Here is a 21,910-nt window from a genome sequence, read left to right on the forward strand (position 1 = left end):
GCGCGGGTCAGTCCGTCAGCACCAGCCACGTCCGGCCGTCGATCAGCTCCCGGGCGGCGTCGAGGTGCCCGGCATGGCAGGCGGTCTCGGTGATCACGTGCAGGACCGTCCGGCGCAGGGCGTGCGGCGGCAGGCCCGGGAAGACCTCCTCCGGCCACCAGACCGGGGCGGCGTCCAGGTCGGTGCCGGCGATCACCGCGTCGGCCAGCTCCGCCTCCCGCCGGTACAGGTCGAACACCGCCGCGGCCGGCGTCTCCGCGTCGACCCGCCAGGCGTCGGCCCCGGACTCCAGGTCGACGCGCTCGCCGGCGACGACGGCCCGGAACCAGAACCGCTCCACGTCGAGGGCGAGGTGGCGGACCAGCCCCAGACAGGACCAGCCGGACGGCAGCAGCGGCCGGCGCAGGGCCTCCTCGGGCAGCCCGTCCAGGATGCCGAGCACGTGGTGGCGCTGCGCGTGAAGCGCCGCCAGCAGCGCCGCGCGCTCCTCACCGTGGGACATCCGGGCCCTCCGTTTCCGCAGGTACGCGCGCCGTCGGCTCGACGAACGGGCGGGACCGCCCGGCCTGGGCGAACCAGGTGATCGCCTGCCCGTGCGGGCGGGTCCAGGCCAGCGGCTCGCCGTCCAGCGCGAGCACGTTGTACAGCGCGTCGTCCGGCGGGTCGGGCAGTCCGTCGTAGCCCAGCACGTCCGGGGCCTCGTTCGCGATCCAGTGCCCGGATAGGCCGCGTACCGTCTCGGCGAACGCGGCCCGGCCCGGCGGCGACACCAAATAGAGCACGGAGGTGTGGAACACCACCAGCGTCGCCCCGGCCGGCGCCCGCGCGGCCAGGGCCGGCAGGTCGTCCACCAGGTCGCCGCGTACCAGCAGCGGCGGATCGGCCGCCGCGACGGACACGGCGGCCCGCAGCCGGGCCCGGCGGTGGGCGTGCTCGGGCCAGATGAGCGCGTCCAGCCAGGCGACGTCGGCCGGGTCGGTGACGTCGAGCGGGTTCAGGTCCAGGCCGGCCCGCCACACCACCTCGGGGCGACGGTCGGGCGGTGCCGTCCCGGTGAGCGCGCAGTCGAGGACCGGCTCGCCCGTGCCGAGCAAATGGTCGCCGTAGCGGTAGGCGTACCGGTCGGGGTAGAGGCAGAGCCCGGCGGACGCGCCGACCTCCAGCAGCGCGAGCGGCTGCGGCAGCGCGGCGAGCACCGGCAGCAGCACGGCGCACCGCCCGGCCTCGTTGGTCTGGGTGGCTCGGATGCGCAGCTCCGCCTCGATCGCCGGCCAGTGCGCCATCACGAAGTCGCGAAATGCGGCCGGGTCCTCGACCGGGCCGCCAAGGAACCGCACGACGCCGAAGAGCAGGTTGGGCTGCCGCCTGACCGGCGGGAGCGTGTCGAGCAGCGCGAGCACCCCGGCGTCGCGGGAAACCGCCAGGGCCAGGCGCTCGTACGCGGGCGACACGCCGTGCGCCTCGCGGGCGGCGAACCCGGCGTAGCTGGCGGCGGTCGATAGGGCTTCATGGATCACCGGGACAGTGTAGGGAGGCGCGGTGACATCGACTTGCCGCTTCCGTTGCCTACGGCCTGGTCCCGGCTCACGAGCCCCGGGCGCGTCAGCGCCCGGGGCTCGTTGCCTTCCGTACTGGTGGAGGACACATATTCGGTACGTGTCGTATTCCCCTCCGAGCAGTTGACGCTGTCCGGGCAAGTTCTCCATACCGTCGACCGGCCCGGTTCGGTCTTCCGATTCAGCTACGGCGAACGACCCCGCTTCCTAGCCGCACCCGGCACGGCCTCCTGTGCCCAGACGGTCGTGTCATACCTTCGAGCGACGCTCTCCGACATGCCTGGACCTCGCTCGCGCGTACGATCCGACTTTGCCCTGCGCCTGCTGCTCGAGAAGATCGTCGAGTACGGCCTTTCCGACCACATCCGCAACCTCGTTGAGGACGCGCAGCGGCACATGGGATACCGCAGTCCCTATCGCGGCGGCAGGACGCTCACCGATCTGCTGCGTCAGGCACACACTGCGGCCCGCGCCGAAGACGACCAAGATGCCGCCGAGCGGTTAGAGGACGCCCTCTCGTACGCAACGAACGTCATGCTCGCCCCGGACTTGGAGATCAAATATCAGCTACTCGGGGGTTCCCGTGGCCGACACACGAACGACTTGACCACCTTCATGTCACATGCCGCGGCATTCGTCGCCGGCCGGGCTCGCACGTTCCTCGACGATCATCCACTGGCCACCCGCGACGAGCTCATGGCATATCTCGACGAGATGAAGCGTCTGGTCATCACGGACATGGCCGGGGCAGCCGGTGTCTTCCAACTCAGCCGCAGCGTCAACGAGCACACGATCTGGATGACGGAGGTACTGCTCGACCGCTTACACGCCAGCGATTCGAGCGTCGGCGTCGCGCCAACCGCTGAGGCTTCGGCAGAAGAAATCGCCGACGTGGTGTTGCTGCGAGCACGGCGCCAGGCGCTTCGGGAACTCGATGCCGTCGTCCTCAACCGGCACAGCAGCGAACGCGACCTGCAGCGAGCGCTGGAGAAGAATCTCTGGATATTCGGTGGGACGCAGCTGGCGGACAGGCTCGGGCCACGACGAATCAGTCGCGGCATCGAGTTGGACCTGACGCTGCTCCGGCCGGACGGCACCGTGCACGTGGTCGAGTTGAAGCGGGCTGCCGTTCCGCTGCTCACCCATCAGCGGGGCCGGTGGGTGCCGACCAACGAGGTACATCGGGCGGTAGCGCAGGCGATGAACTACCTCGTGGTCCTGGACGAGGACCGGGCGCGCCTCGCCGAGCAGGGCATCGACGTACGGCGGGCCTCAGCGGCGGTGATCATTGGGCATCCGCAGTTCGAGGAGGAGGCGAGCGAGAACGAGGTGGACGCGGCGCTGCGCGTCTACAACAGCCATCTGTCCCGGATTGAGGTCGTCACCTATAAACAGGTGGTGAATCGGGCCGATCGGGTTTTGCGGTTGGTGGAATGAGTGGCAGGTCCGCGCTGATTTGACCGGCTTTGGCCAAGATGGCAGTGGCTGGAGCTCGTCATCGGGCTTCTTGGTCGCGATCGACGGGGCGCGGCTAGACGACGTTCACCTACATGTCTGCCCTTCCCCGTAGGCCCAAACGGGTGCTCCCCAACCGAATTCGGTTGGGGAGCACCTGTTGTGGAGCTTCACCAGGGCGATGTAATCCAGTGATTCCTCTTAGAGGCTGGAGACAGGAGACATACCAACCTTCCCGGTTTACTGGCGCAAGGCACACATTCCAACCGTTCGGTATTCCCTTAGGGAAACGTGCCCGGCCGGGCAGAGCTCCGGCAAGTCGTCAGGTGATGGCGGCCGGCGGCACGCTGGCGTCGTTGGGATGTACGGCCCACGCGTCAGGCGGCGAGTTGCGCTGGCAGTTCTCGCCGACCATGGTCGAAGGCTCAGCGGGGCGCGCATGAGATCATGAGGGAAGCGATCACTCATACCGGCGGCCGGAACGCCAGCCGGCCGGCGTCGCGGGACATGTCCGCGATGCCGTCGCACTTCCCGGGTCTGGCCTAGGTCTGGTCGATTGGCAGGTCAATGGACCCCGGACGGGCTGGTCTGGTTGCCTGGCACCTCAAGCATTACCACATGACGTTCGACCGGGCCGTCCTGCACCTGCACGACGGCGTGCGACACGAGCTCAGTCAGGTGCATGGAAGGGCTCTTGTCCTTCGGAGCTTTCAAGCGGAGCACGACGAGGAATCCGATCCGCACGTCAGAGGCCTGGTAGCTGACCGTCTGCTTGATATATGCGGCCTTGCCCGCCACCGGCACTGCAGTCCCATCCGCCTTCAGCTCCAGATAGAGGTGGAAGCCCGGAAAGGAGATCTGAATATCGGTGCGGCCTGCGCCGACCTCATGTACCTCCACATTGGTGGAGCTCGCCAACTGTCCTTGGGATAACCAGTCGTAAAGGTCGGCGTGCAAGTCTTGCTCGTTGGCGTCCGGCTTGAACAGGTATGCCTTGGTTGACTGCTGAGTGTTCAGCCGTCGCGCGACGAACTTGATGAGCTGATCAAGAACGACGGTTACGGCAGTCACGACGTCGCCAGCGAAGTCTTCACAGGCGGCGAGCTCGGCGAGCATCCGCTTGCGGACACCGGTGACCGTAACGTCTGGGTCGCGGTCCGAAGCGGCTTGGCGGTCGGCGATGTCGGCGGACAGTGCCGCGAGCTCCACCGGATTGCCGCTAGTCAGGACTGCGGCGAGGGAGGCGTGTGGCCCAAACAGCTCGGCCAGCAGGGGCGGAATGTCCGCCGCCTGCTGCAGCGGTTTTCCCGGCGGCTCCCCGGCATGGAGCAAGCTCGCGCGTGCGTTCTCGAGGACCGCTTCAGCTGTCGTCAGCCGTGCCTGCAGTTCCGACGCATCGTCGCCAACCTCCAGAGCTGCGGTGACGCGCTGGCGCAGTCGCTCGGTATGGTCGCTGAGGTGCCGCAACAGCCCGGCTCGGGCGGCGAAGCCATTGGCAACAGCTGGCCGCAGAACCTCTAGCACGGTTTCTACGCCATGGGCGTTGCGGGTGACGTCGTAAGACCGAGACGCGGAATAGATGGCTAGGACGTCGTCGAGTACCACGGCAGCGTCGTACAGGCTGTCACGGCTGAGTTGGTCACGGAGCCAGGCGAGGTCGCTGGCGAGTCTGCTCCAACCTTCAAGGACGGCGAGCTTGCGATCGCCGCTCCAGTGATTGAGCCCGTACGCGCCAATGGCGAACTCGTGGGCTTGTCGTGCGGCCTGCTCGGCGTCTGCGACCGCGGCTTTCCAGGTTGCGGCGTCTTGTGGTGCCGCTGAGCCCTTTAGCGATTGCAGCAGCTCTTCAAGCAGACGCAGCGCGGAGCGCAGTATCTTCGCGTCGTCGCGGTCGTCGAGCGCCGTGACAAGTTCCAGCGCCTCCAGTGCGGCGGTGAGCCGCTCGAGCATTTGGGTGGTCTGGGTGCTGCGCAGCGCTCGGGCGATTTCTACGTTTGCCTTCGTCCACATCGCGTCGGCCGCGATGTCGCGGTGGTATTCGTCGTTACGGGCGAGGACGTCAGCAGCCGGCGGTGTCGTGTACGCCGGTGCCTTCTCTCCTGTGAGAATGTCGATGACGTCGGCAACCTCCTCGTCAGCAGTCCAGTGGTCGAAGGCAAGGCCGACTGTCCTGACGACCGCTTGGGCGTAACGACGCGGCTGCGGCTCGGCGACGTCCTCTAGGACCCCTAGGAGCTTGTTCTTTGAGGCGTGCCCCTGCACAGCCAGCCGGGCAAAGGCCTCCAATGCGACGGCGTGACGGATGACGGCGGCCGGAGGGGGGTCATCACCATCGGTGCGCGGGGGGGCGGCGAGCGTGAGGCACGTCGCCGCGACCTTGGATCCGACCATGCCGGCGAGGGCCGTCTCGGCGCAAATGGTGTTGATGTTCTGCGTGAATTGCAACGGGTCGCTGCTTCCCAGTACCGCATCTGTCAGGGCTAGTGCAGCGGGCCGGATTTGCGCGAGATTCGCGCCCGTTGCGGCAGCGCGGGCAGCATCACGGGCTAGCAGCGAGACTGCCACGGTCAGGAGCGGTTCGTCAACGAGGGTCGGTGCGAGCACCTCGACGGCGTCCCAGCCGCCAATCCGGTCGACCAGGTCCTCTGGAGGTGGCCCGCTGCTGAGGCTTCGCAGGAGCTCAGCGCCGGTGACAGCTGGATCGAGCGGATGGGGCACGGCTCCTCCTCTTGATCCAGGTCGGGTCCTGTCGTTGCACGGTTCTGTCTGCCAGCGCGCTTCAGGTGTCCGACGTTAAGTGTCACCACACGAAGTTGCTACCGGTAGCGACCAAGAGGTTTTGTGGCCCGATGACTTCCCTCAGTACCCGACCGTGTCTAGTGGCGACGATGATCTGCAGGTCAGTCTTCTGGGCAACAGTAGCCATGGCCTCGAGCATCGTCCGCAGGTCGACCTCGGGGATCTCCTCCGCAGCAGGAGAATCGACGAACAGCAGGCCTGGGTGCCGGCCAACTCCGTCGCTGTGCCCGATCTCGACCAGTGCGATTGCAGCAGCGAGCTTGATCCGCAGCTTCTCTCCGTTGGTCAGCCCGCTGTAGCCCGTGACGGCACCGCCCTTCTCCACGTCCATGTTGCCATTGCCCTTGAGGGTCACCGCGGTGATGTTGGTGGACCCGAACTCGCGGGCGAGGCGGGCGATCGCGAGCGAAACGGCTTCCAGGAGAGGGCCCTGATCCTCCTTGACCCACTTCCTCGTCAGCTTCGAGGCGGTCTCAAGAACAAGATGCTTTTCTTCGTCGACCGGCGACGACGGCTCCGGACGCATCGCCTCCCGCAATGCTCCCAGGGCGCTCTCTGCACGTGCCAGGTCGATTTCGGCCTCTAGTCGAGCACGAGCGGCGCCGAGGCTACTGCGGCCTCGCTGCGCCGCGTTCTCCGCATCGAGCCGAGACTGGTCAGCCTCACGGAGCTCACCTTCGAGCCGGCTGATATCTGCCCTGGCTTCCGCGACAGCCGCCTGGAGTGCTTCTAGGGGGTCAACCGGCTCCTCAGCATCATTGTCCGCAGCGGCCGCAGTCGCCGCCTCGTCGAGATCTGCAGCGAGCTTGAGCTCGTTCTTGCACATCGAGCACTCGTGGGCCGTCACCTCGGCCGCGTACCTCGCCGCCGTCACTTCCGCCGCGCACCGGGGACATGCTTTCGGCGCCATCCCATTGAACAATCGGCGCGCTACAGCGTCCTCCTCTGCCGCCTGCCGACGCATCTGCTCGGTACGCAACTGCTCTTGAGCCCCTGAGAGCGCGGTACGGGCCACCATGAGCCGCATTGACAGTTCGTGTGCCTCCTGCGCACGCGCGGAGGCAACCGACGCGAGTGCGAAGACTGCATCCACGTCAGGCTCCGTCGGGTCGAACACCCCCAGCGCCGCCTCTGCCTCCCTCACGCGGGCTTCGGCCTGCCTCAGAGCTGACGTGGTCACCGATGCCGCTGCCCGGCGATTCTGGACGAGGACCCCGCGCTCGTAATCAGCCGCGTTCAACGCGGTCGCGACCTGCGCGTCAACCGCCGCCCACCTCGTGCCGACAAACATCTGCAGGATTCGGGTCTTCAGAGTGTTCTCATTACCCACGATCGGGTCGAGCTTGTCGGCGTGCACGGTCAATGCAGCAGCGTACGACGGCCACGCATGCTCCGTCTCGGTCCCCTTGGAGAACACTGAGATTGCATCGAGGCGCAACCGGTCGAGCATCACCGATCCCATCAACGACTCAAACTCAGCGTGGCCGAAGAAGGATCCCAGGACGGCGTGGCCCGATCGGGTCTTCTGCGTGACGGTCCCCACCGGCATCCCGTCGCGTACGTCAAACTCGACGAACAGGGGCACCTCGTCTACGTGGAACTCTGCGGAAACATGCTCGACCCATGACTCTACGTCTGCCTGTAAGTGGCTGCGCCCCGTCAACGCCCACATAGCGAAGTGCAGGACCGACGACTTTCCTCGCAGGTTCGCCTCACTACCCACACCGTTGACGCCGTCTCCGGGCTGCCAGTCCAGGTTGATGGGTGCCGTCTTCATCTCCGCAGCCGGCGTTTCCTCCGTCGGTCTTTCCGAGTACAGCTTCTCCCCGGTGACCCGTACCCGGCGGACACGAAGCCGAGCGGGGACACCACGGGACGCGGTCGAGGAGACACCGGCGTCGAGCAGGATTCTCTCGATGCGGGACTGGTCGATCGCCTTTCCGCGGCGCTCAAGGTCCTGAGCGACCGCGTCCCCGAGCTTCGTCACGCCTGTCCTCCTGCTACGGGGGCCCACGACCCGCTGACCGTGGCTTTGAACGCTTCCAGCCGCCCGCGTACGGCAGAGTGGATCGGCGCGATATTCACCCCGAGCTTCGTGCGCGCATACTCCGCCTGCTGGTACTGCCGCTTCTTTAGGGTGCTCCCGTTGTCACTGCCCGCCACGAGGGCGACCAGCTTCGCCTGCTCGGTGTACCAGGACAACACCCGTTCCTTCGCCAGGTCGGCGACCGCCACCCGCCCCGCGTCGGTGAGGAAGAACTGGCTGCGCGCTGTCTTCTGCACCCCACCCATCCGCCTGACCAACGCTAGCCCGTATGCGCTGAGCACGGAGAACGCGTCATCGATCGCCTCATAGGCGCCGTGGTGCCATCGCGGCATTGGATACCAATGCAAGTCTGGCTCCGGACTGTTGAGCAGGTGCTCGACCACGCTCAGATAGTGCACCGGCAGGTCGTGGTTTTCTACCTTTGTAAGCAGCTCGCCAGCCAGGTAGTCCGGGTTCCGTAACCAGAAGTCCAGGGCTTGTAGCCGCAGCTCTGCCCGGATGACCGCGATGCCTTCCGGCGGGTCGCCGGCCTTCACCGGCTCGCTACACTCGCTCAGGATTGTTAGAAGCCGGATGGCGTGCTGCATCACGGTTGCCTCAGGGCGAACCCCCGGGCCGCCCACTTCCGACTGTGTCATGGCTACCTCCGAACACAGGCCCTGCGTCACTCCGCCCGCCCCTGCTTCGTGCACAGCAGCCGAAGCCCACGAAACTGGCCGTGTACCGGGACGATCGACAGCGGGGACGACTTGATGTTCAGGAACTGCCAGTCAGTGTCACCAGCGACGACGCCGTCTCGCTTGTCATGGAGATTGGTGACTCCCGAGCTTCTGAGGGTTCCACAGCTGGCTGGGGAGCGCCGTACCCGACAAGCCTGGGTGCCCGTACTCGATGCCTATCAACCCGACGGTACAAGCATCCTCGGCATGCATGTCCACACTATACGGTGACCTTGCGTTGCTGTGATCCCACCGATCGGGGTCATCTTCCGGCGATCTAGCCGGTCACACGATGCGGGAGTTGCTGCATCATCAGCTCTCACGTGCTCCGCCTGAGGGAAGGTGCGGCACCTGCTGGCGATGCCCGCCGACACGAGCCGTCCGCGAGCATGCCTCTCGCAAGCGCCAACTATGGCGGAGCAAGAGGCCGCACGAGGCAGTGAGGTCGGCCCCTCGTCCTGGCAGGCGGGGTCTTAGGTGCGCGCCTTGCCGGCGCCTGAGGTCTGTCCTGTCGAACATGGGACAGAGTCGGCGGAATGTGTTGGTTAGAATTTCGCCGTGCGTCGTGGTCAAGATGATGGTTGGGCAGCTCGGCGCCGACGAAACGGGAACCTACCGCAGCAGCGGTGTAGGTCAGCTCATGGGATCTTCCGACCGCTGTATATCGTTGTCGCTGTCATCGAACCTCATCCGGTGGGCCCGTGCGCGTCGCGCCTCGGACTCCGCGTGCCGAGCGTTGCGCCACTGCCGCACCGTCTCTGTCGCCACTCGAACCATCACCGGCGGCTCCATGCGGCTCTCGGCCTGGCAGCGACGGCCCCGATCGAGCATCTCCCGCGCCCGAGCGTGCACTGCTGCCCACTCCTCGGGGTCTCGCTGCCTAGCCTCAGCCCGAATCCGATCAAGGTCCTGCCGAACCCGCTCATTGGCCAGTTCCTGCCGCCACTTGTCACCGAACGGATCGTCCCCAGTGAGCTCCGCTCTCAGTAGCACCAGTTTTTCTAGGTCGACCAGCGTCCGCCCGATCATCTCGTCCACGGCGTAGAGGATCCCCGCCGGAACCTGCTTCTCAGACATCTGTTCGATTGCGTCAGCCATGCACGGACTGTAGACGCCGTGGGGCGGCCACGCGACGCATCCAGCACATCTTGCCGGGCCAACCGCCAGACGATGCGTGGGCGAGGGCACTGACGATGCTCTAGTTCACGGTGCGGGCGTGGAGGTAGTCGGCCCAGTCCCGACGTGCGAGCTTGGCCCAGCGTTCGGCGGTGGTGACGTGCATGCCCAGGAGGTCGGCGAGAATCGCGGCAGGCAGGTCCTCGGCGAGGGCGAAGAGGGCCGCGTTCCGGGTAGGTCGAGCCTCGATCCCGGCCGCAAGAAGTTTCCCGCTCATGTAGTGCGGAGAGATGTGTCGTCCTGGTGCCCGTCCCGGAAATAACCACTCCGTGCCTTGGACGGATCGCCCAACGGCGGAAGCCGACCTTGCGTCGCCTCCCAGGCTGGTCAACAAGTTGCCGAGTGCTGGCGGGAGCAACACTGGGACCTTTTCGATGGCTAGGTAGGCACCGTCATCGCGCTGCAACAGATGGTCACGGGTGAGCCGGACGATCGCGGATATCGTCAGTCCGTACAGCGAAACCAGTGCACCCGCCGCTCGAACCTCCGCCGGCAGCGCCTGTTCCTTAAGGCACCGTTTGAGTTGCCGCCATCGCTGGTCCTCGCCGAGCATCGAGCTTTCCTTTGCCCCAGGCCGAAGAGGCACTTCCAAACGTGGACAGAGATTATGGTCAGCGGCCCAGCGCACGAAGTAGCGGATCTCGTACCGAGCGGTGGAGCCGGTGAGCAGCCATCGGTCAACGTCGGCCTGGTTAGCATCGCTGAGGCTCTTGCCTTGCGCGCCCAGGCAGGACAGGAACGCCAAGGTGTTCCTAATCAGGCTCCGTGCCCTGGCGCCCGACTGCGCCGTGAAGACCCTTGTCCGGGCGCGACGTCGGGCACGGCGCAGCACGTACCAGTTTGCGAAAGGCCGAACCAGGCGGACATGGCTGGCGGGATACTCGGCAAGTAGGGCGTCGAGCCAAGGACCAATTCGCTCCAGGTACTCGTTTCGGGGATCGAGCACGCCGGTGTGAACCAGGACGTCGCGTATATAGTAGACATGCCGGGTCGGTGGTAGTTCGTCGAGCAAGCCGTGCGTGATGGGTTCTCCCGACCGCGTGAGGCGGGCAAGGAGACGAGCGGACTCGCTCTTGCGCAACCAACCAATGACGGTAATCGGATGTTCGACGCTGAGCAGGGCCTGACGCACTGGTGCCAATTGAGCCGGAATCTCGCCGCCGTCATCGGCGAGAAGGTCTCCGAGTCTCCGTGAAAGAACGCAACGCACACACTCGCCGCCTGCATACTGACCACCGCCATCACCACAGCGGCGGCAGAAATAGTCCACAGCAGCGCCAGCGCATGGTCCGCAAGTCGGTAGACCCTTATCGTTGACGGCGATTAGTGGCTGGCTGATTTGACAGCGGGCGCAGATTCCCGGGTTGTTTCGGATCGACTCGTAACACCCGGAGCAGACCGGTCCGATCGGCCACTCTGCGTTGACGGGCCGCGAACGCCCGCACCGGCAGCAAATTCGATGCGGCCGTGGAAAACAGCTATTGCAGGTCGGCCGACCAGATCGAGTCCGAGTGCACGGTCGAAGGCGTCCACAGACGCTGCAATGGACCCGTGGGCCCTGGTAGCAGCCGTCGCAGAGATCAGGATTGTCGTCATCAGCGCGACGGGCAATCGGGCGCTGTCGACCACAGCGTCCGCACGTCCGTTCTGGCGACCGGTAACAGCGTTCGCAGACAGGACCATCCGGCTGATGCGCTTTCACTGGTCGCAGCTGACCGCACTGAGCGCACTCGTAGTGCTTTCTCTGATAGCAGTTCTCGCACAGGCAGCTACCGCCAGAGAGCCGCTGAACTGGCCGTCGGTATCTGCCGCAGGTGGCACACTCCTCGAAAGCCTCCGGGTCCTTTTGGTAGCACCTGTAGCAGATGACCCCATCCGCTCGCCGGGCGGCGACACGTCCCAAGTGTCCGCAGCGGTCACAGACACGATGAGCGCTTCTCGCCGCACACCGCGAGCACAGTCGTCCACCCGGAGCGCTGCGAAGGTATCGGGCGGTCCGGCCACATGTTGCGCATCTGGGAGGAGCGACGGCAAAGCCAGCGTCAACTAGTTCATTGATCACACGCAAGAGTCCGATAGGGCAATCCGAGACTCCAGCGGTCAAGGCGTCAGGCCGCTGGTCGAGGTAGGCACCGATCTGGCGGATCGTCTTGCCCTGCGTGGCATTGACCGCGTCGAGCACGGAAAGGGCTACATCGACACTTAGGCCATCGATGTCGCCGACGAGCCGTGTGACGACACGTTCGAGGACCCTTACTGCCGGCTCTGGTTTGTCGCTCACGCCTGCTCCGGACGACGGATGACCGTGCGCCGCGTCTGTGGCGCATGAAAATCACCAGCCTGGGCAGTTCGCCGAAGCTGCTCGTTGACGACCTCAACCTTGATCAGATCATTCGGGCTACAGCCCAGGATGTCGCACAGGGCGGCGAGGGTGTCCATCGATAGTCGCTGTGGCGGCTGGGTGACTAACCGGAAGACCTGCTCCCTGGACAGATGAATCCCCCGCTCCGCCAAGAGAGGAACGAGATCAGATGTCTGGAACATTCCGTGGCCCGCCATGACTTGGCGAAGATTCCAGACGTAACCCATTTTTTTGATCATGGCTAATTCCCCCACAGCTCCGGATCTCGCTTCGCGAGGCTTCGCTGGAGCACCCGGTTGCGGTAGTCATCCGACACACCGGTGTAGATGGCTGTCGTGGACTCGTACTCGTGGCCGACCTGGTCCCGAACAAACTTTGATGGATAGTCGAACTCGACCAAATGCGTGACGTAGCTGTGGCGGAGGCAGTGCAAGTCGAGCTCCGCCGGGAGACCAGCAGCATCCCGAGCGTTCGTGAACGCCACATTGATTCCCCGCCGGGCCAACCGGCCGCACCGTTCCGTGATCCACATGGCCGGGTGGGCACCGGGAGAGAACGCCGGCCGGACCTCCTCCAGCCAGTGCTGCAGTACGGGGACGATCCAATCCATCTCCGGAACGGTCAGGATTGTGCGCCGTTTCGGTGGGCTCCCTTTTGAGGACTTTCCGAACCGCACGAACACCGCGCCATATCGCCCGAACGCTGGCGCCTTCGGGTTGTGACGAAGGTCGGTCAGGTCGAGGCCCCACGCCTCACGGCGGCGCAGCCCAAAGGCGTAGATGGCCTTCAAGAGTGCGGCATCACGCAATGCCGCCATTGCACCCTTGCAACCTCGCGAACGGATCGCATCCACCCGAGCGTCCGCAGCGTCGAAGAGCGCCTGCACCTCGTCGTAGGTCAGTGGTCGGCGGTGCGGCTGACCCTCGTACTCCGTGACGTGGACGATCGTGTTGGCCTCGTGGAAGAGCTGCGAGGGGACCTCGCCGAAGCGCTTCTGACAGACGAGGGGCCAAGAATATCGGGCATCAGTCACGTACTCCATGAACAGCCGCAACGTCGTCTGATAGCCACGTGCTGTGGACACCTTCATCGGCCGCGGGCCTGACCGCAGGTAATCGAAGAACGCCTCCACCTCAGCTGGGCGCCACTGCCACGGGTACTGGTTGGAGTACTCGACCAATCTTCGAACCAGCGCCGTACGCGCCGCGATCGTCTCCGCCTTGAGGAACCGGGCCCGTTGCTGGATCTCCCAGCCCTCCACCATGGCAGCGAAGACAGCGGCGGCGGGATCAAGATGGGCAACCCCGACCGGTATGAGTGATGCCGCCGAACCCGGTAGGAAGCCATTGCCCGCCATGTTGCGTCTAACGCAACATTGTTGAATCGGTTACGGGCACAGCTGCCCAGGCTGTAGGACCTGGGCAGACTGCAGCTACTTGCGCTTGCCGGACTTCGACGGCGTCTGCGCCAGGGCGCTAGCGGCCGCCGTCTTGTCCGCCTTCGACGACTTCGGGTTCGCGAGCACCTTGCCCGCAGCCGATGCCGCCTTGGAACCGGTCTGTCGGTTGTTCCGAGTCATGTCCACCACCTCCTCCGCAGTTTGATCTGCGGCCTGGGATGTGGTGTCATGCTGGTTCTGACACGCAGGCGACAACACATCCCTGCCGCAGCGACCGCCCGGCCCCCTACAGGATCGGGCGGTCGCTGTCTTTCAGCCGACGGCCGGCTCCGCGACCCTCACGATCACGGTCGCTGTCGTCCCAGCCGTCGTCGTCATGTACGAACTGGGCGTTGCATCAAATGCAACTCGGCCCAATTTCAGCTACAACCGCTGGTGGAGCCGCAGCCCTCGCAGACGTAGCAGCTGCCGGCCGGGCGCATCTTCGTGCCGCAGGTGAAGCAGAGCGGCGCGTCGGCGGCCTTGCCGACCACGGCCTCCAGCAGTTCGGTGCTGGAGCCGACCGGCGGGGCCGGCTTGGCGGCGGCGACGTCGGCGAGCTCCTGCGCCGGCTGGGCAATCGGGCCGGTCTTCGTCTCCGGTGCCTCGACCGGGGCGGAGGAGGCCATCGCGGTCAGCTCCGCACCGCTGACCGACGCGCTCTCCGCCTCCGCCTCGGCCCGCAGCTGCGCGGCCCGCTCCTTGGCGGTGAAGATGCCCAGCTCGGCGCGGCCCTCGTACGGCAGGAAGTCCAGGGCCAGGCGACGGAAGATGTAGTCCATCACCGAGGCGGCCATCCGCACGTCCGGGTCGTCGGTCATGCCGGCCGGCTCGAAGCGCATGTTGGTGAACTTGCTGACGTACGTCTCCAGCGGGACGCCGTACTGGAGACCGATGGAGATGGCCACCGAGAAGGCGTCCATCACCCCGGCCAGGGTCGAGCCCTGCTTCGACATCTTGAGGAAGACCTCGCCGAGGCCGTCATCGGGGTACGACGACGCGGTGAGGTACCCCTCGGCCCCGCCGACGGAGAAGCTGACCGTCTGCGACGGGCGCTTCTTCGGCAGCCGCTTGCGCACCGGGCGGTACTCGACGACCTTCTCGACCGCCTTCTCCACCGCGACCGGAGCCACGGCGGGCGCGATCGCCTTGTTCGGCTTGGCCACGGACAGCGGCTGGCCGACCTTGCAGTTGTCCCGGTAGATGGCCAGCGCCTTGAGGCCGAGCTTCCAGCCCTCGAAGTAGATCTTCTCGACGTCGGCGACGGTGGCCTGCTCCGGCATGTTGACCGTCTTGGAGATGGCGCCGGAGATGAACGGCTGGACGGCCGCCATCATCCGTACGTGCCCCATCGGCGCGATGGACCGCTCGCCCATGGCGCAGTCGAAGACCGGGTAGTGCTCCGGCTTCAGGCCGGGGGCGTCCACCACGTGGCCGTGGTCGGCGATGTGCTCGACGATCGCCTCGACCTGCTCCTCGGGGTAGCCGATGCTGCGCAGGGCGCGCGGGACGGTCTGGTTGACGATCTGCATCGAGCCGCCGCCGACCAGCTTCTTGAACTTGACCAGCGCCAGGTCCGGCTCGACTCCGGTGGTGTCGCAGTCCATCATCAGGCCGATGGTGCCCGTCGGAGCCAGTACCGCTGCCTGCGAGTTGCGCCAGCCGAACTTGTCGCCGATCTTGTTGCCCTGGGTCCACTGCTTCGTCGCCTCGCGGACGATCGCGGTGGCCACCGTGCTGGTGGGCTTGATCTCGTCGTTGGCGGCGGCGTGCTTGCGCATGACCCGCTTGTGCGGCTCGGCGTTGCGGGCGTAGCCGTCGTACGGGCCGACGATGCCGGCCAGCTCGGCCGAGCGGCGGTACGCGGTGCCGGTCATCAGCGAGGTGATCGAGGCGGCGACCGAGCGGCCCTGCTCCGAGTCGTACGGCAGGCCCGAGGCCATCAGCAGCGCGCCGAGGTTGGCGTACCCGATGCCGAGCTGCCGGTAGGCGCGGGTGGTCTCGCCGATCTTCTCGGTCGGGAAGTCGGCGAAGCAGATCGAGATGTCCATCGCGGTGATGACGAACTCGACCGACCTGACGAACTTCTCCACCTCGAAGCCACCGTCGGCGCGGAGGAACTTCATCAGGTTCAGCGAGGCCAGGTTGCACGAGGAGTTGTCCAGGTGCAGGTACTCCGAGCAGTTCCGGACCACCACACCGTTGGCGATGTAGGAGTGGTTACGCGGCTCGGACAGGTTGTAGGTGGTCTCGATCCCGTCGAACTCGCGCTTCTCCAGCGTCGCGGTCTGGTCCGTACGGTAGAAACGCTTCTCCCGCAACCAACCGGCGAGCCGACCCGACTTGCGCGGGTGGGCGAAGCCGATCGCGGCGGCGAAGGTTGGAATGTTCGCTCCGCTGATCCGCAGGTCGTAGAGCTGCCCGCCGGCATAGCTGCGCTCTTCACCGGCGATGGTGGTGTAGGAGAAGGAAGAACCCTCCTTCCGACTGGGGTAGATCCGGCTGCCGATGCCGAAGCAGCTCAGCATCCGCTGCACGTCCCGCAGCATTTCGACGGAGACCGAGCCGAGTCCGATGTAGCGGGTGTCGTTCGCGGTCTCGGCGGCGCAGCCGTCAGCGTCGAACAGGCCTCGGAGAAACTCCGCCTGGACCTCCACCGGCGCCTCGAGGACCGCCGCCGGGACCCGCTTGTCGGCGGCCTTTCCGGCGCTTACCCCGAGCCCGGTCAGGAAGTCCACCACCGCCGTGCGGCCGGCACGGAGTTGGACGGTGCCGTTGGGCTGCTCGGACGGCTTCGGGGTGAAGCCGAGCATCTCCGCGAGCAACATCTGGTGTCGGGGCAGGAAGTCCTCTCGGTCCTCTGCGCTGTACACCCAGGTAGCGACGGGGTTGTCACCACGCGTTTCGCCTCCCAGGCGCACGCAGCCGTCACCGGTCAGCCAGCCCAGCAGGTGGGCGAACTCCTCGGTCCACTTCTCCGGCAGCCGGGACTCCCGCTGCCACTTGGTGGCAACCACGTCACCGGGCTGCACGGACGTGCCGGGCCGCATGGCGAAGGCGCGGGAAGCGGCTACCGCCGGGGTGGGCAGGTTCAGCGGGAGGATCCGGTCCTCGCTGGTCAACTCCGCAGCCTCGACGTAGCCCCGGTTGGTGGTCCAGATCCGGTGGTTCGGCGTGCAGCGCAGCACCATGCCGTTACTGAACTCCAGGCGCAGGATCTCGTTGGTACCCGTGATCATGAGCGCTTCGGGGTTGGTCAGCTCGATCCGGTCGGCGGGTGCGTCCGGGTTGGTCGCGTCGTGGGTGTAGACGCCGAACGTCTCTCCCTGCCGCGCCCGGTCGATCAGCGCATCGAACCGGATCAGCCCCTTGTCCGTGTGTACCAGGGTGTCCGCGGTAAAGCAGGGATTCGACGCGGTGATCCGGCCGGTCTCCGGGCAGGTGTGCCAGTCGTTGATGGTGTCGTCGTACTGCAGGCCGGGGTCGGCGCACTCCCAGGCGGCCTGGGAGATGGTGCGGAACAGCTTCTTGGCGTCGACGGTCTCGATGGTCTGCCCGTCGAGCCGGCCGCGCAGGTCGAAGCCGCCGCCGTTCTCCACCGCCGTCATGAACTCGTCGGAGACCCGGACGGAGTTGTTGGCGTTCTGGTACTGCACGCTGACGATGTCAGCGCCGCCGAGGTCCATGTCGAACCCAGCGTCGCGCAGCGCGCGGATCTTGTCCTCCTCGCGCGCCTTGGTGACCACGAACTCCTGGATGTCCGGGTGGTCCACGTCGAGGATGACCATCTTGGCCGCGCGCCGGGTGGCGCCGCCGGACTTGATGGTGCCGGCGGAGGCGTCCGCACCGCGCATGAAGCTGACCGGGCCGGAGGCGTTGCCGCCGGAGGAGAGCAACTCCCGGGAGGAGCGGATCCGGGAGAGGTTGACCCCGGAGCCGGAGCCGCCCTTGAAGATCAGCCCCTCCTCCTTGTACCAGTCGAGGATCGAGTCCATCGAATCATCCACAGAAAGGATAAAACACGCCGAGACTTGCTGAGGCGACGGCGTGCCGACGTTGAACCAGACCGGCGAGTTGAAGCTGAACACCTGGTGCAGCAGCATCCAGGTCAGCTCGTGGGCGAACACCTCGGCATCGGCCGGGGCCGCGAAGTAGCCGTGCTCCTCGCCCGCCTTGCGGTAGGCGCTGACCACCCGGTCGATGAGCTGTCGCAGCGACCACTCCCGGTCCGGGGTGCCCACCGCGCCCCGGAAGTACTTGGTGGTCACGATGTTGGCCGCGTTGACGCTCCAGGACTCGGGGAACTCGACCCCGCGCTGCTCGAAGTTGATCGAGCCATCCCGCCAGTTCGTCATCACGACGTCGCGACGCTCCCACGTCACCTCGTCGTACGGGTGGACCCCGTCGGTCGTCCACACCCGCTCGACCTTGAGGCCCGCGCCGGCCTTCGTCCGCGTCCGGCTGGCTGTCACGCCGTCCCCCGCCATCTCATCCGCCCCCTCGTCTGCGCGGTCACCCGCCGCGCGTCGCACTGTCAGCAATTCAGGAAAAGCTCAAACGGTACGGTCGGCGGCCCCCGCCGCCGCCCCGGCGTCGCCGTCCGCCCCGGCGCCCTCCCGGGCGCGGGCGGCGGCGCGCAGCGTCTCGATCTCGCGCTCGAAGTCGGTCAGCGAGTCGAACGAGCGGTAGACGCTGGCGAAGCGGAGGTACGCCACCTCGTCCAGGTCCCGCAGCGGGCCGAGGATCGCCAGCCCCACGTCGTGGCTGGGGATCTCGGCGGCCCCCTTGGCCCGGATGGTCTCCTCGACCTTTTGGGCGAGCAGGGCGATGGAGTCGTCGTCGACCGGCCGCCCCTGGCACGCCTTGCGCACCCCACCGCCGATCTTGGTACGGCTGAACGGCTCGGTCACCCCGCTGCGCTTGACCACCGCGAGCACCGCCTCCTCGACGGTGGTGAACCGCTTGCCGCACTCCGGGCAGGACCGCCGCCGGCGGATCAACTGGCCGTCGTCGGCCTCCCGCGAGTCGACGACCCGGGAGTCGGCGTGCCTGCAGTACGGGCACCGCATCGCCTGACCTCCTTCGTCGATGGCGGGCACACCGGGCGCACCCCCGGACGCACGGAACCGCGGCGCCGGTCCCGCGTGGGGCCGCCACCCGGTGCGGCAGCAGAGAGTGCGGTCGGTAGTTGAACCCAACCTGTAGGCGACTTACGCCCATGTGACTACTACATCTAGGGGTCGACCGTATGCGCCCGGCGGACCGAAATCAAGTTCGCCGACCCGTCCGGCGCGTCATCAGGATCACGTCCCGCACTCCCCCTCACCGGCTCGCCGAAAGCCCCAACGCGGGACCGCTCCCCCTGGTCACGGCCGACCCACCGAGGGCGGGAAACCGCAGGCAGGGTACGCAGCAACTCGAACTGATGTTCGAGAGCCGCGTACCGTTTACCAGAACAGGCGTTCGGATTTCCCGGTTTCCCGCTCCGACACGCCGACGAAGGTCGTACAGATGTTTGAAAATGACCGATCCCACCTATACGGTCAAGAACAACCGGACGCGGCGGGTTCCGCCCCGCCCGGTCGCCACACCCCGCACGCACCACGAGCCGCCGAGGCACCCAGCGCCGACCAGGGAGGACGGACGTGACCGAGGACCGGGCCAGCCGGCCGAAGAACCCGCAGCAGATCGCCGAGGCGGGTCCGCCGGCCACTCGGCGCCCCCGCGCCGCGCGCAGCCGGACCGGGCAGCCGGCCGTGCGAGCGGTCACCCCGGTGGTCAGCAGCTTCCCCGACCCGGCCACGGTCGATCTCACCGCCCGGCAGCGCCGCATCCTGGAGTTCATCCGCACCTGGGTCGATCGGCACGGGTACCCGCCGAGCGTGCGGGAGATCGGCGAGGCCGTCGGGCTCGTCTCCCCGTCCAGCGTCGCCTACCAGCTCAAGGAGCTGGAGAAGAAGGGCTTCCTGCGCCGCGACCCGAACCGGCCGCGTGCGGTGGACGTCCGGGCCCCCAGCGACATGATCGACGACGAGGCGTCCCGCTCGCAGCGGCCCACCCCGGCGTACGTGCCGATGCTGGGCCGGATCGCCGCCGGTGGGCCGATCCTCGCCGAGCAGGCGGTGGAGGACATCTTCCCCCTCCCCCGCGAGCTGGTCGGCGAGGGCGAGGTCTTCATGCTCCAGGTCAAGGGCGACTCGATGCTCGACGCCGCGATCTGCGACGGGGACTGGGTGGTGGTCCGGCAGCAGCCGACCGCCGACTCCGGCGAGATCGTCGCGGCGATGCTCGACGGAGAGGCGACGGTGAAGACCTACCGCCACCGGGACGGCCACGTCTGGCTGATGCCGCAGAACCCGGCTTTCGACCCGATCCCCGGCGACGACGCCACCATCATGGGCCGGGTAGTCGCCGTCCTGCGCCGGATCTGACCGCTGACGGGCAGCGGTCGCCCCGGCGGCCGTTGCCCCGGCGAAGCCTCGGCGAGGGATCGTCGACCACGCCGCTGGCGACCGGTGCCCGCGTCGGGACCGATCAATAGGCGGATCCGTCAGTAGCGGTCGCCGCGGTGCCCGCGACCGCTGCCGGGCGCCTGGCCGCCGTAGCCGCCCCGCCCGTCGTCGGGCCCGCCCTCGCCGCGCCGACCCGCGCGGGAGTCGCGCGGGTCCCGGGGGTCCCGGGGGTCCCGCCCCCGCCGGGGCGGCTCGGCCTGCCCGCCGCCGTACACCCCGCCGCGCACCGGCCGGCTGTCCCGGCCGGGCTGGCCCCCGCCCGGAGGCTGCCCGCCTGCGGGCTGGTCACCGCCGTAGACGCCACCACCGCCCGGTCGGCCACCGCCGCCGTAGACCCCGCCGCCCTGAGGCCGGCCCCCGCCGTCGCCGGGGCGGCCAGCGCCTGCGGGGCGGCCACCGCCGCCGCCGGGACGGCCGGCGCCTGGGGGACGGCCACCGCCGCCGTAGACCCCGCGGGAGGGGCCCTGGGCCGGGCCGCCGGCAGCCGGGCCGTCGCCGTACACACCGGCAGCCGGCGCGCCGCCGTAGACCCCGCCCCGCGAACGGTCCCCGCCCGGCGGCGGGCCGTCAGCGGGGTGGCCGTAGTCGGGCTCGTCCGGGCCGTCGGCCAGCGGGAACTCGTCCCGCTCCGGCACGTCCTGGCGGGTCTTCGGACCGCCGGCCGGCGCGGGGCGCTTCCGCGCCCGCACGATGCCGAGGATGCCCGCGCCGACCATCAGCGCGCCGATCACGCCGACCGCGGCGATCAGGTACGTGATCTGGTCGAGGCTCAGCCCCTCCAGCCAGGACTTCCCCGCCGCGGGCTTGGACGGGCCGCCGGCGTCGCCACCGGTCAGCGCCTCGGCGCCGGTGGTGGAGGGGGCGTAGCCCAGGATGTCGATCGGGTCTTCCGGGGCCAGCTCACCGCCGTCGGAGACCGTGACGAACGACTTGCCGTCCGGCGTGTAGGAGATCGCCTCGCCGAACGGGTCCGTCAGCGGGGTCACCCGGGGCTTGCCGCCGGTCAGCGCCCCGACGATGTCGCCGTTCGACACGTCGTACTCGAAGGCGTCCGCGTACGTGCGCAGTACCACCTTCGTGCCGTCGGGCGAGCGGGCGGCGCCGGTGACGGCGACCCGGCCGATCGTGTTCAGCACGTTCGGGGTGGTCGTCTTCGGCAGCGACACCTCGCCGGCCCTGGTCATCGACACCGGTTCGGTGTCGCCGGTCCTGAGCTTGCCCGACGGGGTGAAGATCTCGGCCTTGCCGCTGGCCACCTTGGTGATAATCAGCGGCTTGCCGTCGTCGCCGATCAGCAGCGCCTCGGCGTCGTGCGGCTTGCCCTCGGGGTAGGAGAGCCGGTGCAGCACCGGCTTGGCCGACCCGTCGGCCGGCATGCTCCACACCGCCACCCGCTCGCGCCGCTGGGCGCCGATGTTGTCGCCGATGTCGGCGATCCACAGCTTCTTGCCGTCCGGCGAGAGCGCGAGGTCCTCGGTGTCGAGCGGACCCTTCCCCGAGTAGCGCACCGGCTCCCTCGCCAGCTTGCACTTGGTGTCGAGGAAGAACACCCGCTTGTGGCTCTCGACGTCGGTGCCGTCGTTGACGACCACGTATCCGCTCTTCGTGGCCACCAGGCCGGAGAGCTCCCGCAGGCGCTCATCGACGACCGTGCAGCGCTTCTTGCCGGGAGTCGGCTCGGGTGCTGCGGCCGCCGGGGCGGGCGCGGCCAGGGCGGCTCCGGGAAGCGCCACGGTCGCCCCGAGCAGGCCGAGGGCAACCGTGACCGAGGAAACAGCGCGGCGCATGGGGTTCAGTGTCGCATGCCACGTGAATACCGGAGTCACGCCGGGACGCCGACGTCGAG

At 67.5% G+C, this 21,910-nt stretch carries 14 protein-coding genes and 1 pseudogene; 2 read left to right on the top strand and 13 right to left on the bottom strand.

What is annotated here, in order from left to right:
* Window positions 1-7: 7 nt before the first annotated feature.
* Both ACH4T9_RS20940 and ACH4T9_RS20945 read right to left on the bottom strand, forming a co-directional pair.
* Window positions 8-502, bottom strand: coding sequence for a DUF664 domain-containing protein (locus ACH4T9_RS20940; RefSeq protein WP_396673359.1), 495 nt, complete (start codon window positions 500-502; stop codon window positions 8-10).
* 70 nt (window positions 503-572) lie between these two features.
* Window positions 573-1,514 (bottom strand): annotated as a pseudogene (locus tag ACH4T9_RS20945) (DUF2332 domain-containing protein); the annotation flags it as partial.
* Between the two features lie 120 nt (window positions 1,515-1,634).
* Between ACH4T9_RS20945 and ACH4T9_RS20950 the strand changes: the two are divergent.
* Entirely contained in the window at window positions 1,635-2,993 is a 1,359-nt protein-coding gene (locus ACH4T9_RS20950) for a Shedu anti-phage system protein SduA domain-containing protein (protein WP_396673360.1), read from the top strand.
* A 582-nt stretch (window positions 2,994-3,575) separates the two neighbouring features.
* Here the strand turns inward: ACH4T9_RS20950 and ACH4T9_RS20955 are convergent.
* The 10 genes from ACH4T9_RS20955 to nrdR all read right to left on the bottom strand — a co-directional run bounded on the left by ACH4T9_RS20955 (window position 3,576) and on the right by nrdR (window position 18,621).
* Complete coding sequence (locus tag ACH4T9_RS20955) at window positions 3,576-5,729, bottom strand: hypothetical protein (RefSeq protein ID WP_396673361.1); 2,154 nt, start codon at window positions 5,727-5,729, stop codon at window positions 3,576-3,578.
* Window positions 5,730-5,811: 82 nt separating this feature from the next.
* A complete protein-coding gene (locus ACH4T9_RS20960) occupies window positions 5,812-7,797 on the bottom strand; it encodes a hypothetical protein (RefSeq protein WP_396673362.1) in 1,986 nt (661 codons plus the stop codon).
* Window positions 7,794-8,495 carry a hypothetical protein gene (locus ACH4T9_RS20965; protein ID WP_396673363.1) on the bottom strand — a complete coding sequence of 234 codons (702 nt, stop codon included), beginning with the start codon at window positions 8,493-8,495 and terminating at the stop codon, window positions 7,794-7,796. The genes ACH4T9_RS20960 and ACH4T9_RS20965 overlap by 4 nt, the downstream gene beginning before the upstream one ends.
* A gap of 714 nt (window positions 8,496-9,209) precedes the next feature.
* The gene (locus tag ACH4T9_RS20970) at window positions 9,210-9,674 is read right to left on the bottom strand and encodes a hypothetical protein (protein WP_396673364.1); all 465 of its coding nucleotides are present in this window, start codon (window positions 9,672-9,674) and stop codon (window positions 9,210-9,212) included.
* Window positions 9,675-9,774: 100 nt separating this feature from the next.
* Complete coding sequence (locus ACH4T9_RS20975; protein WP_396686852.1) at window positions 9,775-10,884, bottom strand: hypothetical protein; 1,110 nt, start codon at window positions 10,882-10,884, stop codon at window positions 9,775-9,777.
* Between the two features lie 1,145 nt (window positions 10,885-12,029).
* Window positions 12,030-12,353 carry a helix-turn-helix domain-containing protein gene (locus tag ACH4T9_RS20980; RefSeq protein WP_396673366.1) on the bottom strand — a complete coding sequence of 108 codons (324 nt, stop codon included), beginning with the start codon at window positions 12,351-12,353 and terminating at the stop codon, window positions 12,030-12,032.
* 2 nt (window positions 12,354-12,355) lie between these two features.
* Window positions 12,356-13,471, bottom strand: coding sequence for a tyrosine-type recombinase/integrase (locus ACH4T9_RS20985; RefSeq protein ID WP_396673367.1), 1,116 nt, complete (start codon window positions 13,469-13,471; stop codon window positions 12,356-12,358).
* A gap of 75 nt (window positions 13,472-13,546) precedes the next feature.
* The gene (locus tag ACH4T9_RS20990) at window positions 13,547-13,693 is read right to left on the bottom strand and encodes a hypothetical protein (protein ID WP_396673368.1); all 147 of its coding nucleotides are present in this window, start codon (window positions 13,691-13,693) and stop codon (window positions 13,547-13,549) included.
* Between the two features lie 239 nt (window positions 13,694-13,932).
* On the bottom strand, window positions 13,933-18,039 hold the full coding sequence (locus ACH4T9_RS20995) for a vitamin B12-dependent ribonucleotide reductase (RefSeq protein ID WP_396673369.1): 4,107 nt from the start codon (window positions 18,037-18,039) through the stop codon (window positions 13,933-13,935).
* Between the two features lie 66 nt (window positions 18,040-18,105).
* Entirely contained in the window at window positions 18,106-18,621 is a 516-nt protein-coding gene (nrdR, locus tag ACH4T9_RS21000) for a transcriptional regulator NrdR (RefSeq protein WP_396673370.1), read from the bottom strand.
* A 576-nt stretch (window positions 18,622-19,197) separates the two neighbouring features.
* On the opposite strand from nrdR, the gene lexA reads away from it, so the two are divergent.
* Complete coding sequence (gene lexA, locus ACH4T9_RS21005) at window positions 19,198-19,983, top strand: transcriptional repressor LexA (RefSeq protein ID WP_161688192.1); 786 nt, start codon at window positions 19,198-19,200, stop codon at window positions 19,981-19,983.
* 119 nt (window positions 19,984-20,102) lie between these two features.
* On the opposite strand, the gene ACH4T9_RS21010 is transcribed toward lexA, so the two are convergent.
* Window positions 20,103-21,851 carry a hypothetical protein gene (locus ACH4T9_RS21010; protein ID WP_396673372.1) on the bottom strand — a complete coding sequence of 583 codons (1,749 nt, stop codon included), beginning with the start codon at window positions 21,849-21,851 and terminating at the stop codon, window positions 20,103-20,105.
* Window positions 21,852-21,910 lie beyond the last annotated feature (59 nt).

The organism is Micromonospora sp. NPDC020750, from assembly GCF_044334565.1.
In the GTDB taxonomy this organism is placed as follows: Bacteria; Actinomycetota; Actinomycetes; order Mycobacteriales; family Micromonosporaceae; genus Micromonospora.